Here is an 18,143-nt window from a genome sequence, read left to right as displayed (position 1 = left end):
TTCTATCTATTTTTTATCTTTGCGTTCACTTTATAATGCTTATTCATGGATAGATATAAATTAAAAGGTCATTCGGCCGTTTTCATGGCAAATGTGATTTTTGGTTTAGGTGTTCCTGTCACTAAGCTCCTTTTAGATAATTGGGTTACACCCATAGGATATATCGCGACTCGGAGCTTAGGTGCCGCTATTATTTTCTGGATTGTCCAATGTTTTGCTCCTAAAGAAAAGGTCGTGACAAAAGATTTGATTGTTATCCTTTTGGGCGGATTACTTGGATTCGTGGTTTCTCAAACATTGACATCTTTCAGTTTATATTATACCAGTCCGTTTTATTATTCATTGGTTGCCGCTATGACTCCTGTGGCGGTGATGCTTTTAGCTACTGTTTTTATTAAAGAACAGATTACAACCAGAAGCATTATTGGTGTATTACTGGCTCTCCTTGGAGGAATGCTGATGATTTTTGCCAGTAAAGTGAATTTGAATGGCGGATCAAATGATTTGTTAGGTATCTTCTTGGCAATCCTAAGTTTGTTGACATGGGCTGTTTATTTGATTGTAACCAGAAAGATATCGTCCAGATACAGTCCTGTAACTCAAATGAAATGGGTGTTCCTTATTTCTGCTCTTGTTACTGTTCCGTTTGCAATGAAAGATTTCTCAACGAACAAGTTATATACTTCGGGAATTGCGTGGGATGGTATCATTGAGATGGCATTTATTGTTGTTTTCGCTACCGTGCTTGGATATTTCCTTATTCCGTTTGCGATGAAATACCTGAAAGCAACTACTGTAAGTGTTTATACCAATTTACAAACAGTTGTCGCGGCATTTGTTGCTATGGCTATCGGTCAGGATATATTGACTTGGGATAAACCGATTGCAGGTATTCTGATTTTAGTTGGTGCCTATATCGTTACTACTCGAAATGATGATTCAAATAGTTCGCCGGTAAAGAAATAGCCTGACAGGAATAAGGTTAGAATCTTATATAGGATGAAAGATAATTGTTGATAATATATAATTGTATATGCTTAAAAAGTATTTTCTATTTATCTTGGTCTGCTTGCTAAGCATGACGGTTTACAGTCAGATAGTAACCGAAGCTCGTAAGTCAGGGCATTTGATTTATTTCCCTTCCGGAAAAGAAGGAAAGATAAGGAAAGGTGATAAGGTACTTGTTAATTATCAGATGGATGACGGGAATTTCATGATAGAATATAAAGGGCGAAAAGCCGTTGTTGATATCAGTTATTTGATGGTAAATATCGGAATTTTCCGGATGTTAAGTGCTAAAGAGCTGCTTGCACGGGAGGATGAGAGGTTGCGTGTATATGAGGATTCAGTTAAAGATGCTTATGACAGCAGAATAAAAAAAGAAGCCGAAGAAGGTGTACGGAAAGAAACTCTGGCTTTACCTGCAGTAATGTTGAAAGATCAAGTAATAGCAAAGACGAAAGATTTAGCTTTTCAATCCGATCATTCATTCTTGAAGGGAGATACTGTGTATGTGTTTTATCTGACAGAAAAAGAAGCTGGTGTTTATAATAAGGATTATTACGGATATGTTGACGCGTCGGCATTAGAAATGGAAGAGCGGGATATGAAGATATTGCTGTCTTTGCCTAAGGATGTAAAAGAAAGCTATGCAGACAGGATGATGATTCTTCGGAAGAATTATATATCTCCCGAGAATCAGGAGAAAATTCGGCACTTGATTGAGGCGGATTTCAAGTTGTTATATCAGAGTGGCTATCCCATATATATAATAAAGAGTGATCCGATAGGAGTGAATATTGTAGGTCATTTCGATTTGACTTTTAGTTTTATAAATCTGTCGCCTAAGTCGGTAAAGGCTGTGTCGCTATGCGGTTATTTTGTAGATGAGGAAGGCAAAATGCTGATTAATGATATCGTTCCGAGAAATAAGAATGTATTCTGTCGAGGAACAGTCACTGCATTGAGTAATAAGAAAGGTACACAGACATGGCATGACCTTAGCTTTTATAATATAGCTGTCAGCCAATTTATACCAACTTCTATTCAAATATACTATCAAGATGGTTCTTCAACATCGTTAAACTGGGAGAAATGTCAAACTCTGATTAAGAAATATAATGCTTTAACCACCGAACAAAGAAAGTTTTTTGAGGAACATTGGCAATAAATAACATTTACTTAAACGATGATGTTAGAAAATTGTTGTTTCTTTGTAACGAATATTTTAAGTTTAAAACAGAAGAAAATGAAAAAAGTTTTAATAGCTATTGTTGTTACTGTATTATTGGCTATCCCTTCTTTTGGTCAATACAGTAGTGGAGGTTTTACCCTTGATTCGGAGAATTTGTACTATGGCATCCGTCTTGGGTTTACAAGTGCCGGTTTGAGTGGTGATCTTGACAGATATGGAAGTAAACTCGGCCTTAATTTAGGTGGTGTTGTCGGTTTAAGAGTTTCAGAGACCAATCCTCTTTTCTTGGAGAGTGGATTGTATTATACGGAACGTGGAGGTAAAAAAGGAAAGGAAAGAGTTGGTTATAATAACTTAGAAATTCCATTGTTGATTAAGTATGGTTTCAGAGCTCAGGATGTTGCGTTCCTTCCATTTATCGGACCGTATTTCTCATACGCTATTAGCGGTAAGACTAAGTATACGGCAGATGGTGTAACGATAAGTACCGGTTCTTTTGATGAACATAAGGCTCCGACAGGTGGTTTAAAACGTGCCAATATGGGATTCAAACTCGGCTGTGGTGTTGAATATAATAAAATGTACGCAGAACTCGGCTATCAGTTTGGTGTTACCAATGTTTGTAAGAAAGATGACTTGTCTGCCCGCTCCAATGCTTTGTTCGTAAATATCGGTATTAATTTTTAATACATAGTGCTTTAGTAAGGAAGGTAGCTTTTTGAGCTACCTTTTTTTATTTATAAAACGCTTGGCTAAATACTTTCGAACGGGTTCGTCATAGAGCTTCAGACTGGTGTATGCCAATAGAATATTCCAAATCATAACGATGACAGACATTTCCCACGATTGGCCGAAAGTATAGTATTCATTCTTTATCAGCCAAGAATAAAACAAATACATAAATGGATAGTGTACCATATAAAGCGGATAAGATATATCGCCTAAGAATTTACAGATACCGGTCGATTTCTTATCTGTGGTGGTTCCGGACGCGCCAAGCCATACTAAGGCAGGGAAAACGATAATGATACAAAACGACTCGAATAATCCGTTCATGCAAAAGGGTTCCATCGCGCTGATAAACGGAACGCAAAACAGTAGTAACAATACTAATGAGCATATCCAAAAGGTTCCATTTACTTTTATGGGATGAAATATGCGAGAGAGCAGCATTCCCATGGAATACGGGAAGAGCATTCGTAATGCACCGCCAAAGAAGTTAACCGTGTCTAATGTCCAACCAATTCCCAGACTGCCGTAGTGGGAGATATCCAAAGTGGTAAACCAGATTAGAATTACTCCTAAAATGAATGTTAATCCTGCTAAGATTTTCGTTGATAACTTATGGATGAATATGCCGTAAAGGATGTTTCCTATATACTCAAAGAACAGTGACCAGAAAGGCCCGTTTAATGGATACATTTCTCCGTTTCCACGAACCTCGTAACTACCTCCGGGTGTAGCAGGAATAAGAAACATTCCGCAGAGTACGGCGAGCATGACGGATGATGTGGCTACGTGCGTTCCGTCCCACTGTATGTTTCCTTGCAAACAGAAAGTGATTAATCCTAATACTGCTCCTAAAACTACCATAGGATGCAAACGAATCAACCGGCGTTTAAAGAAATTCTTCTTGGTAAAGCCCTTCTTCCAGCGGTCGTCATACGCATATCCGATAACAAATCCGGATAAAATGAAGAAAAAGTCAACTGCTAAATAGCCGTGATTAAATACTTTAATCAAGCCGTCACTTACTCCGTTAACCGACTCGGCAAAGCCATATCCTTCGTTCACATGATACCATAAAACTAATAAGGCTGCTACTCCACGCAGTCCGTCGAGCAACTCATAATGGGGCTTACTGTCTGAGAATGAGGCAGAGGAAATATCTGACATTTGGAATTTGTTTTATTGTCATAAATGATGAGCGTGCCAAAAGTACAAAATAGATTTATATTTGTTATGGGGTTAAATGTAAAATTTTATGTGAAACAGGAAAAAGGTTATTTGATGATTCCCTCAACGGATACGTATGAATGACTTTATGCTATTACATGTACTATTTTGTCCGGTGATGAATATCGCTTTTGGTAATGAAAAAGAAAAAAGGTTTTAATATGCAGCAATATCAAAAAAAACACTTAATTTTGTGAAATGGAGCGCAAATCATCTTCCATTACAAGAGAAAGATTTGTTTCTAAGAGCCTTAAGAAGTGAATAGATCTATGGAAAAACAAAGGATAGAATAAATATAATATAGTATGATGAAAAACATTTTTAGTATGGCTATGCGAAAGCCTCTTATTTTATTAGCCGCGTTATTATTAACCGGCTGTTCCGGCTCTTTCCTTGATAGATTTAAGAATATGGAAAAGGAAAGTGTAAAGGCGGTTGAGAATGACTTTGCGTTTAGTGGTTATACAGATCATTGGCAGAATGTATATAGTCGCCAGTATCGGTATGGTAATCTTTACCGTATCAATATTCCGGACTTGGAAAAGAGTATTCTGCAGTCGAAAGTTGATGTTGCCGAGAGTTTAGGTATACCCGGATTACAGATGCAGGAAGGATTTGTCAATGGTTTGGTGAGAGTTAATTATGCCATACTGGAAAATCCTACAGTCGACCAACTGAAGGATGCGTTCAATTCAACTGCTGATATACTTGCATTTGTCGAGCGTACATCGGAAACAGGTAAAATGTTAAGTGAAAAGGATCCGATGAAAGTATGCAGTTTACATAACTATCAGTCGAAAGCTAAAGATTTTTCTACTCTTAGCGCATTCGTTTTGCAGAACGGAAAGAAGAATTTGTATGTCGCGTTGGGTGAAAAGACTCAGCTTGCTATGCTAAATGGTATCATAAAGAATACTAAGGAAGTTGTAACCGGTTATGATATGAAACGTGGTTGGTTTGCTTGTGAGTCGAATATCAGAACCGTTACTTGTGCTCCGGGTAATCCTATTGATGTGATGGGCATGGGCATGAATGAAGGTAATTCTTGGTTTGTTTTCAATGGTTATCAGGAGTTCAACGCTCATAATCAAATTGTCGACTGGGTGAACGAAGCTAACAATGTTGTCATAGCCGATCTTGGTTCTGCGCCTATTTACGGGTGCGATGATTACGACGGACTTCAGGTTCAAATGATGGGAGCATCGGAGTTGTGGTTGAAGTTCAGAGAAGAGAAGCATGGCTACTTATTCCGCAATATGCCTAATGTAAAGGATATAAACGACCAGATGCCGGAAGCAAAGTACGATGGCTATTATGCTAACATTGGTCAGGCTAACCAAATCAATCATAGTGATAAACCTTTTGTGATTAGAACCGGTCCGACACTTGGCGGATTGACAAATAGCATGGTGCTGTTTAACAAGAAAGGTGATAGCTTTGATCGTGCAAAGATGTGGGATGCCATTATGAGCCGTCGTGCTGTGGCTGTGGCTGAGAAGGGGGTCATTATGGGTTCCGATCAGTTCCGGCAGGCTATGCAGTTGCTTTACCTTGACAGAGTATATTTGGAAGATTATTTCGGAGACAGACTCCATCTGAATTCCCGTGTAGAAGGAAAAGACCTCCATATTACGGTTAGCAATCTTTATTCACATCAGATAAGTGGTACCATTACAGTCGGCTTACCTAAAGGTGTGACGATGAAAGGGGATGCTTTACAGAAAGTTCAATTGACTGCCGGAAGTACAAAGGAACTTGTGCTTGAACTTACTCCTTCGGTCGAGGCTATGGGTAGTATTCATCCTATAGTTGTTAAGTTCGACGGGGATAATGCCTCAAAGTCGACAATGGCTTCTTTAGATTTGGCTCCGGTAATTTCAGAACATCAATTGCTGTACGGTCCTGCTTCTGGATTTCAATTCCCTGTAACTGTTCATAACTTCACTGATAACGAAAATGTTGACGTGAAGATTTCCATTGCGTCAAAAGATAATCCTAATAAAGTTCTTGCTACCGATATTAAGTCTGCTCAGATTAAGAAAGGTACTTTCGCGACAGTTATATTCGATATTAAGCAGGCTTCCGGCAGCTATATTGTCACTACTGAAGCATTGGGGACTAAAGCTCAGAGTCAGGTAGGCATTAGTGATGAAGCAGGAGAAGTTGCTTTAAAGGAAGTCGATATTGATGGAGATGGTGTTAACGAATATGTGATGGAGAATGATCAGGTTCGGGTTACATTATTGACTACCGGTGCCAGAATTATAGAGTATTATCTGAAATCGAAGGATGACAACTTATTCTTCAAGCTTTGGCCTGAGAAGCCGAATGATGTTGACCGTCCGTTCCGTGAGTGGGGATTTTATCCATACGGTGGATTTGAAGATTTCTTAGGTCAGGCCAGTGTTGAAACACATAAGGTTTATAAAGCAGAAGTTGTAAAGAAAGGTGGAAGCTATGCAGAGGTGAAGATGACAGCCGACTTTTACGGAAGTGTTATAGAGAAAACGTTCTCGCTCTATGGTAATACACCGTTACTTGGAATTCGTTTTGCTTTGACAATGATTCATCCGGAGATGAATGTACTTGGTCCTCAGCCTATTCTATCTATTGGTAAGACACATGGAACAGAGGATAAGTTTATTATTCCGGAAGTTGGCGGAAATCAGGAATATATTATGAATCCGAATAAGATGTGGGGTAAAACTCTGACATTGCAGGAGGGATGGAATGCCGGTTACGATACGAGAGAGAACATCTCTTTTGTCGGAGCTTATCCGGTTCATCGTCCATACTTCTTGCACATGTGGATGAATTTGGAAACGAATGGTGATTCGCATTACCCATATACAGAGTTGCAACCTTGGTTGCCGTTGTATCAGAATACGACTTCATATTTCTCATATTATATGTGGGCTGCTGGCAGTTCATGGGAAACCGGTGTGAAGGAACTGAGAGACAGAAATCTTATCACGGAAAGATAAGTTTTATACGTAATACGGTAAAGAAAATTATAAAGTCAAGATAATGAAAACGAATTTTCTATTTTTTATGGCAGGAGCGGTTCTGGCTATATTAAGTTCTTGTGGTGGAGCTGCAAAGGTTACTCCGCAAGCCGATGCAGATAGTATGAATGTAAATGTGAATGAAAAGATGAAAGACTATAAGATTTATTCCATTTCCATGAATAAGATTTGTAAGGAGTGGGATGGTCAATGGCAAGGCATGACAGTAGCTTCGGATGGAAATTGCTATTTCTCATCATCTACTCATTCGAAGAGTCATGGCGCAGGGTTTCATAAGTTCAATCCTACGACTTATCAGCATACGATGTTGACTGAGGATATGACTGAGGTTTGTGGGGAAAGCGCTACACTTTCTCAACAAGGTAAGATACATTCTCCGATTGCAGAAGATGATGGTTGGTTGTATTTTTGTACCCATCTGTCTAATTATTGGAAAGAGGGTATCGAGAACTATACAGGTGCTCATGTCTTAGGATATGAGATGGCAACCGGTAAGTTCAAGGATTATGGTATTGTCCGGCCGAGATATTCTATATATTCTGCTTTGGGCATTGATCCGCAGAGGAGAAAGATTTATGTATTTGTCGTTCCGTTCCTTCCGGAACTGTATGAATCGGACGGATGCCATTTATATAGTATAGATATGGATTCGGGTGAGAAGAAAGACCTTGGGTTGGTGGTCAAAGGAAGAAAGGCTGCTTCTTTTTGGTTTTTTATTGATAATAAAGGTAATGTATGGTTCACACTCTGGAAGAGGAATTATGAATATGAGAATGATAAAGGTAATCTTTATGTTTATCGTCCCGATCAGGATAAGATTGAGACGTATGTCGATGTTTTGCCGAAAGGCAGACTTATTGACGGTACTCCGGTTGATGCCCATAATTTGACTCAAAGAGCTTGGACTTGGCTTTCTCCGTTTAAAGATAGGACGAAATGCTATTTCTCAATGGGTACGCTTGGCGGTGGGGATGAACATCTTTGGATATTTGATCCGATGAAGAACATTGAGAATGGTGAAGCTTTTCAAGAGATTGCCGCAATAGGTTCTAACTATTTTGAGACTGCTGTAGGTGGTGATAAACTATATTTCGTTCAGTATGAGAGTTTGGAAGACGCAAGAAAGATTTTCTCTGAGGATGAACGAGAGATAGATCCGTCAAGCGATAAATATGTAGATAGAAAGTTGCACCTTAGAAGCATATCGTTGAAGGATGGAGACGATCATAATAAGATTACCGATTATGGTCCTATTATCGATCAAGATGGCCGAGCTGCCCGTATGATTATGTCTATGTCGGCTGATGATAAGGGGCATGTATTTGTTTATGGAAGTTGGCATGTTAAATCGTTCAAGGAAGCTACATTACAGTATCTCTTGTTTGAATATCCTAATGGTGACCTGTACAGATTGCTTAAACGCGGTGAGTTCTTTGCTGTAATAAATACGAATAAATAGTTTCGTGTTTGAAAGATTTGAAAGATGAAAGAGGGTGTGATTAATGAACGTCACGTCCTCTTTCTATTATAAGGTAGAAATTACTCTTTCTATCATTGTACATGGATGGCATATTATTTATTATCAAGATAATCAAGTTGTTCTACCAAGTTTTTTTATAACCTGAAAAAGAGATGTGGATAAATTGCAAAACTCATACGTATGATTCATTCGTCTCACATAAGTGAAACAAACGTCTCACATAAGTGAAACGAGTGTCTCACATAAGTGAAACGAAAAAGACTTCTGATGAATACGGAAACTCGTGTGTATCGCTTCATTCACTTATATATATCAAAGTAGGAGTTGATTATGATTGGTTTCCCTTAAAAACCGTGTATCCATCTAAAAAGAAGTAGTGAATCCCGGCTTGTGTTATTTTGAATTCGACGAATTTGCGTTAATTATTATAGATAATGAGTCTTATCCTGAGCTGAAGCAATTAACTGTTAAGTAGAAATTGCTTTAAATCGGAGAACTTTTTGCTTAACTCAATACTTTGTTTGGTTCCTTTCATAAAGTTTTGTAAATTCAAAGGAATGGCGATTGGTTCATTGATAATCTTTTCTACCGTATCTTTGAATTTTGCCGGATGAGCCGTTTCTAAGAAGAATCCGGTCTCTCCCGATTTTAGACCTTCGCGTATAGCACGATGCCCACATGCTCCATGCGGGTCAAGCAGATAATGTTGTTCTTTCCAAACTTTTCTGATTTCTTCTTTTATTTGATTATCCGTACATGTTGCGCCACTGATGTCTGCACAGATAGCTTCATAATTATGATGATATAAATCCAGGATTCGGGCAAAGTTACTGGGATTACCCACATCCATGGCGTTAGCTAATGTCTGAATGCTTTTTTTCGGAGTATAAATACCGGTTTGTAAATACTGAAAAAATACATCATTATTGTTATTAGCCGCGATGAACCGACTTATAGGGAGTCCCATCTTATGCCCGAATAGTCCGGCTGTAATATTTCCGAAGTTACCGCTTGGTACACATGCGACTATATCCTTTTCAATACCTTTCTTCTTTAATTGCGCATAGGCATGGAAGTAATAAAATGCTTGAGGAAGAAAACGAGCTACATTAATGGAATTTGCGCTTGTCATTTGCATGTGCCGATTTAATTCTGTGTCTGAGAATGCAGACTTTACCAATGCTTGGCAGTCGTCAAAACTTCCATCTATTTCAATGGCCGTAATGTTTTGACCGAGTGTAGTGAATTGCTGTTCCTGAATGCGACTTACTTTCTTTTTGGGATAAAGCACATATACGTGTATGCCTTCCACCCCGAGAAAGCCGTTGGCTACAGCGCTGCCGGTGTCTCCTGAAGTGGCAACTAATACATTTACTTGTTCTTTGCCCTCTTTATGGATGAAATACTCTAACAGACGAGCCATGAAACGGGCACCTACATCTTTAAAGGCCAGTGTTGGTCCGTGGAACAGTTCTAATGAATAGATATGATCGTTTAGTTTGACCAAAGGAATATCGAAATTCATGGTGTCATATACTATCTGTTTTAAGGTGTCTGCCGGAATATCTTCCCCAAAAAATGCGTCAGCCACTTCATAAGATATTTTTTGCAGGCTCATATCTTCTATATCTTGGAAGAAAGAAGCCGGTAACGGTTTGATATGTTGTGGCATGAATAGTCCTTTATCTTTAGCTAAGCCTTTTATAACAGCTTCTTGAAGAGATACGCGCGGTGTATGATGATGGGTGCTATAGTATATCATGATTATATCTGCATAAATTGATTCATAAATTCATTGAGTTTCAGTAATCCGTACGATCCGTTTACACAGCTGACTTCATCAAATGTCTGTACCTCATCTGCTTTTATGCCCCGATGCCATACAAGGAAAGGGACAGGTTCCGCGACGTGTATACAAATTTCCACCGGAGTAGGATGATCGGGAAGAATGGCGACGCAAACCGGTTCATTCCAATTCTTTATTTCATTATATATAGGTTGGACAATCCGTTTGTCCAAGTCTTCAATGGTTTTCAGCTTTAATTCGAGATCACCATCATGACCGGCTTCATCGCTTGCTTCAATATGTAGGAAAACGAAGTCATCTTTCTGCAACGCATTGATAGCTGCTGCTGCTTTTCCTTCGTAATTGGTATCAGCTTGTCCTGTTATTCCGGGAACGATAATGCTTTTCAACCCTGCGTAGTAGCCTATACCTTTAATCAAATCGACAGCGGATATGACACTGCCCTTGTGAATGGAAGGATACATTTGCATTAATGTTTGCATCATAGGGCGATAGCCACCACTCCATGGCCAAATAGAGTTGGCTGCTTCTTTTCTTTCCTTGTTGAATGGATGTTTGCTGAGCAATTCTTGAGAGCGGAGAATTAGTTTGTTCATTAAGTCGGCTGTCTCTTTCGGAGTCATACGGCCTGTTTCAACAGGTGCATTGGTGATAGGCTTTACCATTAATTCTCTCCAAGGCTCGTTTGGATGGTCGTGTGGTGGAGCGCATTCTATATATTTGCTTCCTCCTTTAATGATAAGTAAATGACGATATTGAGTGCCGGTAATAAATTTGATTTTATCATTGCCCAACTGCTTATCAAGATATTTGATGAGCATATCTCCTTGTTCTGTAGTCAGATGTCCGGCATGATGATTTTTAATAACTCCGTTAGCCAAAGTAATGATATTGCACCTGACTGCCAGATCTTCCGGTTTCATATCATAACCTATAGAAGCAGCTTCCAATGGACCACGACCTTCATAAACCTTATTCATGTCATAACCTAAGATGGTTGCATTGGCTACTTCCGATCCGGGATGAAAACCTTCCGGTATGGTAATCAGTCGGCCTGTTTTTCCATTACGTGCTAATAAGTCCATATACTTCGTTTCGGCATATTGGAGAAGCGTTTTTCCACCAAGTCTTTTGACTGAATGATCTGCCATGCCATCGCCTAATATAATGATATGTTTCATGATTTATTTACTTTTTGAAATATACTATCAGCTAATGGGACTGCGGTAATATAAAAGCAGTACATTTCACCGATATTGGTTGATTAAAGAAAAATAAATAGGGATTTGACCCAACCTGTAAGAAATATAATTAAACCGTTCAAAGTTTAATTACCAGGATTTAAATTGATTGATATATGTGTAACACGTAGAAACACGAAGACTTGCATTAACCCCGAAGGGTCAATGTGAAGAAAGATGTGGATGTTGTAAATAATGTAGTTATAAAGTAAACTTTATTCATTATTTCTTTCTTCTGCTTTTAATTTATGCTCCAAATATAGTCATATATTTTATACTATATAATTTTTGGCTACTTTTTTATTTCACTTTAACATATCAACTAAATTGATGGATTTTAGAAGAAGTGGAAACCTCCGTGGCGTTTTTCGTGTATTAATATATCGGTAGAAAATATTACATCGTACCCATATAGAACTTTGGTTTATTCTATGCCAATGACAACGCCCCACGGATCGATTTGGATATTAGTACCCTTATTGAGTTGTTGAGAATCTAACAATGATTGGCTATTCCCATACGGGTAAGCAATTGTTTTTGTCTCGTATGAGAAGTTAAAGAGGTAATGTACTTTCTTTCCTTTCTCATTGATTCCGGAGCGAAGAACGATAGGGAAAGAGAAGTTACGTTCTACTGTTGCGATATTCTTTCTTTTCGCAGCCCGGGCAATCAACTTCTCCAGAATTTCCATCGATGGGTTTGTTCCTATATATATAAGGTGTCCTTTGCCGTATGAGTTTTCTGTGATGCATGGCCATTTTCCAAAGAATACATGATCGGCGTATGCTAACGGCTTAGCATTTCCTAACTGGAGGAATTCCATCCATGTATCTATGGTATTATCGGATGCGCCAATTTCATTGCCCTTTAATGAAAGTTTGTTGATGGATGAGAATTCCTGATATGTGAACCCGCAGGCATCAGCCAAAGGACCTGGAGCTATGCTCGTCCGGACGTCATCATCTTGATCGCAATATCCGCTTTTATACAGCATCACTACTTCTCCACCATTCTTTACGAAATTGCTGATTTTATGAAGCAGCTCATCAGTTGCTATATATAAAGAAGGTATGATCAACATTTCATATCCTGAGAAATCTTGTATCTTATCCACAGGAATAATGTCACATTCTATGTTTTGTTTATAGAGTGCTTCATACATCATATAGTCTTTATATTGTGTGCCCGAATTGGCATACGGCATGAAATCGAGGGCATGTTTTGAATCATGACTGAAGAGCAAAGCAACTTTATTATGTTTCTTTAAGTTGACCAATTGGTCTCCTATGTTATCCAATTCTTTAGCCCCTTTCGAGAATTCGGCATATACTCTGTTTGGTAACCCTTCGTGTCCAAGAACTCCTCTCCAATAAGTCTCCTGTCCATAATGGAGTGTGCTCCAATGCCAGTATTCAACCATATTGGCACCTCCTGAAAGGAAAGCGTACATGTTTTGTCTGAGTTGTCCATCGTATGGCGGCCATTGGTTTTGGCTGCTCCATCCTGTCCCTTGTGCATTCGTTTCGGTTACAAGAAAGTTATGTTTTTTACTCACCACCCGCATATAATCGGCAGCATAACCAATTTGCATACCGTCTTGAGCATCTTGCATGTTATAATAAACATTGATGGCAGGATATTCCATCTGTCGGAACGCATCTACCTGATCGATATTGGCAAATGCCGGCATGAAACAGTGGGTGACAAACTGATCGGGACGTTTATATTCGTTCACTATATCAATTTGCCAGTTTAAGAAATCAGCAGTTACTTTTCTATTCCAACGCTCCCACCAGAGTTTATAGGACGGGTTAGTTACTCCTTTTCTATCATAGAAATCACTCCAATTGTTAATATTCATGCCCCAATAGTTCAATCCCCATCGATGATTGAGAGAATCCAAATTATGATTGAACTCTTTCTTTATATAATCGCGGAACCCTTCAAAGTAATCTTGATTGTCAATGTTGCGTGCTTCTACTTCATTGTCAACTTGATAACCGATAATGGCAGGATGGTTTGCAAAGTGTTCCATCATCTTTCGAATAATTCTCTCGCAATATTTCAGGTAAGTAGGATTTTTTAAATCCATATTCTGACGAATGCCATAATAGCTTTGTTTGTCTTGCCAAGTATGCGATAATACTTCAGGATGCTCTGCGGCCATCCACGACGGAATGGAATACGTCGGAGTACCCAGAATCACTTGAATTCCGGCCTCATACATCTTATTCAGAATTCTATCCATCCATTCGAATTTAAAGATACCATCTTGTGGTTCGAAGAGCGACCAAGTAGATTCACCTACTCGAACAACAGTCAGTCCGGCTTCTTTCATCAGTCTGATATCTTCATCTAATCTGTCGGTTGGAGTATATTCGCTGTAGTATGCGGCACCATAGAGCGGTTTATCAAAATGATAAATTTTATCATCCTTTACAGGATTATTGGCAAAGGTATTGACTGCTAAGGCAATTCCTAAGATTGTAATCAAGTGCTTCTTCATGGTATTCGTTTTAAGAATGATATATTATAATAAGGTATGCATATTCGGATCCTGCAATTTACGGATGTTACTCTTTCCCGTCATCTCAAGGATGGTCATGCGGAACACGTTTGTATATGGAACAGATTCCATGTTGACAGGGAAGCCATTCGGGTGATAGTGAGTATTCAATAACGTCAGGCAACGAACTTTGTCTTCATTCGGAACCAATTCTATTTTTCCTTTCCCAATGATACTTTCGTACACCATGGTACAATAAAGTTTTGAATCGTCGAAGAGTAACGTATGATTACAGTCCATTTCAAAAGCAACTACATCCTGTTTGTCCAGATAATCGTATTTCAAGCCTTCTTTTGCGCCATGAAAATACAGATAGACTGTTCCATCTTTCACTTCCACGCCAAAATTAAGTGGAAGAATATATGGTATTTCTTTACCGTTAAACGCAATGCGACAAACGTCACATTGCTTGATAATCTCCACTTGCTGCTTAAAGTTAGTTACTTCTCTGCTTTTTCTTCTCATACTTATAGCTTAGCTTTTTTTACACCTTCGAATGTCATCTTAACCGGACGGATTGTTCCATCCTTTTCAAAATAGAGCCTGTCGATACAAGTGCAGCGGCTGTTACCACTTGTTTCTGTTAGCGGGCGGCGATGATAAATAATGTAATATTCATCCTTTCCTTTTCCTTTTATGACAGAGTGGTGCCCCGCGCCGGTAGCGATGTTGGGGTCTTGCTGAAGAATCTTTCCGATACGTTTAAACGGACCATAAGGAGTATCGGCAATAGCATAAGCTACACAGTAATCCGGACCTGTCCATCCTCCTTCCGACCACATAAAGTAATACTTCCCGTTGCGTTTTAACATAAACGGGCCTTCTACATAATTATTAGGAGTTACTTCTTTGTACATCGTGCCATCGTCAAATGGAATCAGATGTAGTAAATCGTCGGACAGCCTCACCATGTTACAGTGACGCCATCCGCCGTAATACATATAATATTGCCCGTCGTCATCCTTAAATACAAACTGATCAATAGGTTGGGCTCCATTTACAATGTCGTTGATAAGCGGTTTCCCTAAAGCGTCTTTAAACGGACCTTCGGGCTTATCAGCTGTCGTTACGCCAATACCTCCAATTTCACCTTCGTGTACATCGTTACCTCCGAAGAACAGATAGTATTTATCATTTGCGTGGATAACAGCAGGAGCCCACATTGCTTTCTTTACCCACTTTACATTCTCGTTTGAGAGTACTTTATGGTGTTTTGTCCAGTGTACTAAATCAGTAGAGGAGAATGCGTCTAAAAAAGTCTGTTCTTCATATTTGGCAGAATAAGTTGGGTAAATCCAATATTCCTTGTCAAACACCAAACCTTCCGGATCGGCATACCAACCGGGAAAGAGTGGGTTTCCACTCATTTCTTTTGATTCTGTACTTTTATGAGAAGCACATCCTCCACATGTAAGGAGTAAAGTTAAAGCAATGTAGTGCAGTTTCATAGTCTATTTTATTTTTCAAATTTCGGGAAGCAAGAGAATGGTTCATCCTGAACTTCGAAGTAAGGCCAATATTCGAACTGGTCATCACCATCGATAGTGAAGTGTAGAGGTTTACCTGCAATAGGTTTCAGCTTGTTAATCAATGATGCTATATTTGAATTGATTTCTAAATTCTTTTTTCCTTTAACACCTACTGCAGCCATCAAGATAGGACCATATTCCAATGCATAATGATTGCTCTCAAATCCCGGTTCTTTTCCTTCATACTTGGTAATTTTAAATTCTGCCGGCAAGGAGAAAATAATCTTATCTCCTTGTTTCCATTGTCGGCTGATGGTATAATAAGTTCCCGGTATTCCTTCGCCTTGAATCTCTCCATTAACAGATATTGCCATCTTCTTAGATGCCCAAGACGGAATGCGGATATGGATATCACCTTTTACGGCCTGAGTATTGAAAACTTCTATGGAAACATCCATGCCGTAGGGGAATTGAGTATCCATCTTCAACTGTAAAGTTTGGTTTTCTATGGGAATGTTTACTTCAGACGCGGTAAACTGATTAATATAAACACCATTCTGTGCAAAGGAATAAAGATATTCAGGAAGAGATCCGAATATACGGGTTCCTTGACCTTCGCAACAAGTGTTCATCGCATGGTAAGAACCTGGAGAATGTGGTCCATATTTGCGCCCATCCAGTTTAGCGAAATAGCGAATGCCTTCAGAGCCATATTGGTTGGCAATGGCTACATTATAAATAGACTTCTCTATCTCAGCCGAGTACTTTTCTTCATCGGGATAGATGTTATGGAAGCGTTGGTTAATTTTAATCCAGAAAGCATTGCCACAAAGTTCTCCGGCTTGCTGATGCAGGTAGTATGACTTGGGTTCGTATACAAAAACTCCTTCGTTAATGGACATTTCTCCACCGGTCATTTCCCAGTTGTCATGGAACAAATCCCAAGCACCTTTCATGGCATCCAGATATTTCTGAGCACCGGTTGCACGATATAAATCAAAATACGGTTCAATGGCAGTCAGCAAATAGTTATGCGGACGGTCGTATGGGTATTTGTAAATGATTTCTTTATTGCGGTTAGCCAAACCTTCCATGAAATAATTCTCTTGGAAATATTGCATGACTACCTTTATATCTTCCTTTTTTCCTATAGGAGTAAAGTAAGTACGGGTCATGGGAACAACACCTTGTATACCTTGCAGACAGCGTCTGAGCATTTCAGGAAGAAAGGCGCTCTGATCAAACCAGTCGTAGAATCCGCGGAGCAATGTAAATGCCTTTTTATTTCCGCCGTAACCGGCGTCAATCAGTCCGTGAGTAACCCATGAACGGGTATAAGCGCCACATTCACCTGTAAACATTTTATGTTTTGGAAAAGCCATCAGATAACCGTCAGGCTCTTTGCTTTGATCTATCACATCAATGATATTGTTCATCTCTGCGCGCAGCGCGTTATTTTCCATCCAACGCAGTGTATTTCCTGCCCCCATTAGGAAACGACCGGCTTCAGAGCCCGGAAGCTCTTTAAACCAGAATTGTGCCAACGATGAGTCAAATGGTTTTACGGGGAGTCCGCCTTTTAATTTAAAATTGCGGACCAACTGTTCTTCAGTGAATGAGTTTAACAAATAATTTATATTACGCTCCATGACGGTTTTTATCAATCCGTCATTCACCTTTATTCCTGTCAGTGGAGTTTCAACGACATTCTTAACCGGTTTCCATTGCTTCTCGGGAATGACATTCTGTGGATTGTTGGTAACAACAAACTCTCCCTGTGGACGATGAGGACGAGTCAGCAACTCAGGTTGACTGCCTTCTTGCGGATTTGATTCCGTCACTTTACAGCCAACAGCAATATCTTTTCCATCCTGCATTACCATAATTTTTGTAAGACATAATTTATTATCTCTTAATTTGGTCGCAGTGAAACGTACATATCTTCCCTTAACTGTTTTGGTCGCAAAAGAAGCTACTTCATCATAAGGAAGAGGGTAGTCATTTGAAAGAGTCATATCCTCGTACGTAATATATTCTTTGAAGTCGGGATCATTCGAAACTTCCAGACGGAACCGACTGGGGAATCCACCTCTTCTTGGTCCCCAACAGTTGGAAGCTGGTAATATTTTGATACCGTCGATACTTTGTGTGGAACCTAAATCTATCTGAACCCACTTTGTCTCGTCATTGCTTGACGCATACGAGATATAATCTTTTAAAAAGTTTTGGGAAACCCGCTCAACTCCCATGTGAGCTTCTTCAATTTCTTTGGCTTCATTGTATTTAGTGATTTGAGCATCAGATGCTTGTATGCATCCGAATAAAAAGAATGTAGCCATCAGGCTCTTTCCAAAAAATGAATGATGTGAATTTTCCATTATGAAATTATATTTAAGAATATTAA

General features: G+C 39.2%; 12 protein-coding genes. 5 read left to right on the top strand and 7 right to left on the bottom strand.

Features of this window, described 5'->3' with window-relative positions; translation table 11 throughout:
* Positions 1-45: 45 nt before the first annotated feature.
* The 3 genes from LO761_RS05310 (at position 46) to LO761_RS05300 (ending at position 2,881) form a co-directional block, all read left to right on the top strand.
* On the top strand, positions 46-966 hold the full coding sequence (locus LO761_RS05310) for a DMT family transporter (RefSeq protein WP_272817287.1): 921 nt from the start codon (positions 46-48) through the stop codon (positions 964-966).
* A gap of 67 nt (positions 967-1,033) precedes the next feature.
* Positions 1,034-2,170: a hypothetical protein gene (locus tag LO761_RS05305; RefSeq protein WP_272817286.1), complete on the top strand. Its 1,137-nt coding sequence runs from the start codon at positions 1,034-1,036 to the stop codon at positions 2,168-2,170.
* Positions 2,171-2,248: 78 nt separating this feature from the next.
* Entirely contained in the window at positions 2,249-2,881 is a 633-nt protein-coding gene (locus LO761_RS05300) for a porin family protein (RefSeq protein ID WP_272817285.1), read from the top strand.
* 36 nt (positions 2,882-2,917) lie between these two features.
* Here LO761_RS05300 and LO761_RS05295 read toward each other — a convergent pair whose 3' ends face one another.
* Positions 2,918-4,090, bottom strand: coding sequence for an acyltransferase family protein (locus LO761_RS05295; protein WP_272817284.1), 1,173 nt, complete (start codon positions 4,088-4,090; stop codon positions 2,918-2,920).
* Positions 4,091-4,455: 365 nt separating this feature from the next.
* Between LO761_RS05295 and LO761_RS05290 the strand changes: the two genes are divergently transcribed.
* Positions 4,456-7,134 (top strand): hypothetical protein, encoded by a 2,679-nt coding sequence (locus tag LO761_RS05290; RefSeq protein WP_272817283.1) that lies wholly within the window; start codon positions 4,456-4,458, stop codon positions 7,132-7,134.
* A gap of 43 nt (positions 7,135-7,177) precedes the next feature.
* Complete coding sequence (locus LO761_RS05285; RefSeq protein ID WP_272817282.1) at positions 7,178-8,635, top strand: NHL repeat-containing protein; 1,458 nt, start codon at positions 7,178-7,180, stop codon at positions 8,633-8,635.
* A 481-nt stretch (positions 8,636-9,116) separates the two neighbouring features.
* On the opposite strand, the gene thrC is transcribed toward LO761_RS05285, so the two are convergent.
* From thrC to LO761_RS05255, 6 genes are all read right to left on the bottom strand, one after another.
* Positions 9,117-10,418: a threonine synthase gene (thrC, locus tag LO761_RS05280; RefSeq protein WP_272817281.1), complete on the bottom strand. Its 1,302-nt coding sequence runs from the start codon at positions 10,416-10,418 to the stop codon at positions 9,117-9,119.
* 2 nt (positions 10,419-10,420) lie between these two features.
* On the bottom strand, positions 10,421-11,644 hold the full coding sequence (locus LO761_RS05275; RefSeq protein WP_272817280.1) for a cofactor-independent phosphoglycerate mutase: 1,224 nt from the start codon (positions 11,642-11,644) through the stop codon (positions 10,421-10,423).
* 484 nt (positions 11,645-12,128) lie between these two features.
* Positions 12,129-14,210, bottom strand: coding sequence for a beta-galactosidase (locus LO761_RS05270; protein ID WP_272817279.1), 2,082 nt, complete (start codon positions 14,208-14,210; stop codon positions 12,129-12,131).
* Between the two features lie 24 nt (positions 14,211-14,234).
* A complete protein-coding gene (locus LO761_RS05265; protein WP_272817278.1) occupies positions 14,235-14,735 on the bottom strand; it encodes a pyridoxamine 5'-phosphate oxidase family protein in 501 nt (166 codons plus the stop codon).
* Positions 14,736-14,737: 2 nt separating this feature from the next.
* The gene (locus LO761_RS05260) at positions 14,738-15,718 is read right to left on the bottom strand and encodes a glycoside hydrolase family 43 protein (protein WP_272817277.1); all 981 of its coding nucleotides are present in this window, start codon (positions 15,716-15,718) and stop codon (positions 14,738-14,740) included.
* Between the two features lie 8 nt (positions 15,719-15,726).
* Positions 15,727-18,117 carry a beta-L-arabinofuranosidase domain-containing protein gene (locus LO761_RS05255; protein WP_272817276.1) on the bottom strand — a complete coding sequence of 797 codons (2,391 nt, stop codon included), beginning with the start codon at positions 18,115-18,117 and terminating at the stop codon, positions 15,727-15,729.
* Between the last annotated feature and the right edge of the window lie 26 nt (positions 18,118-18,143).

It is taken from the genome of Phocaeicola oris (assembly GCF_021295095.1).
Lineage (GTDB): Bacteria > Bacteroidota > Bacteroidia > Bacteroidales > Bacteroidaceae > Phocaeicola > Phocaeicola oris.
The sequence above is the reverse complement of the archived record's forward strand: the minus strand, read 5'-3'. Positions and strand labels throughout refer to the sequence as shown.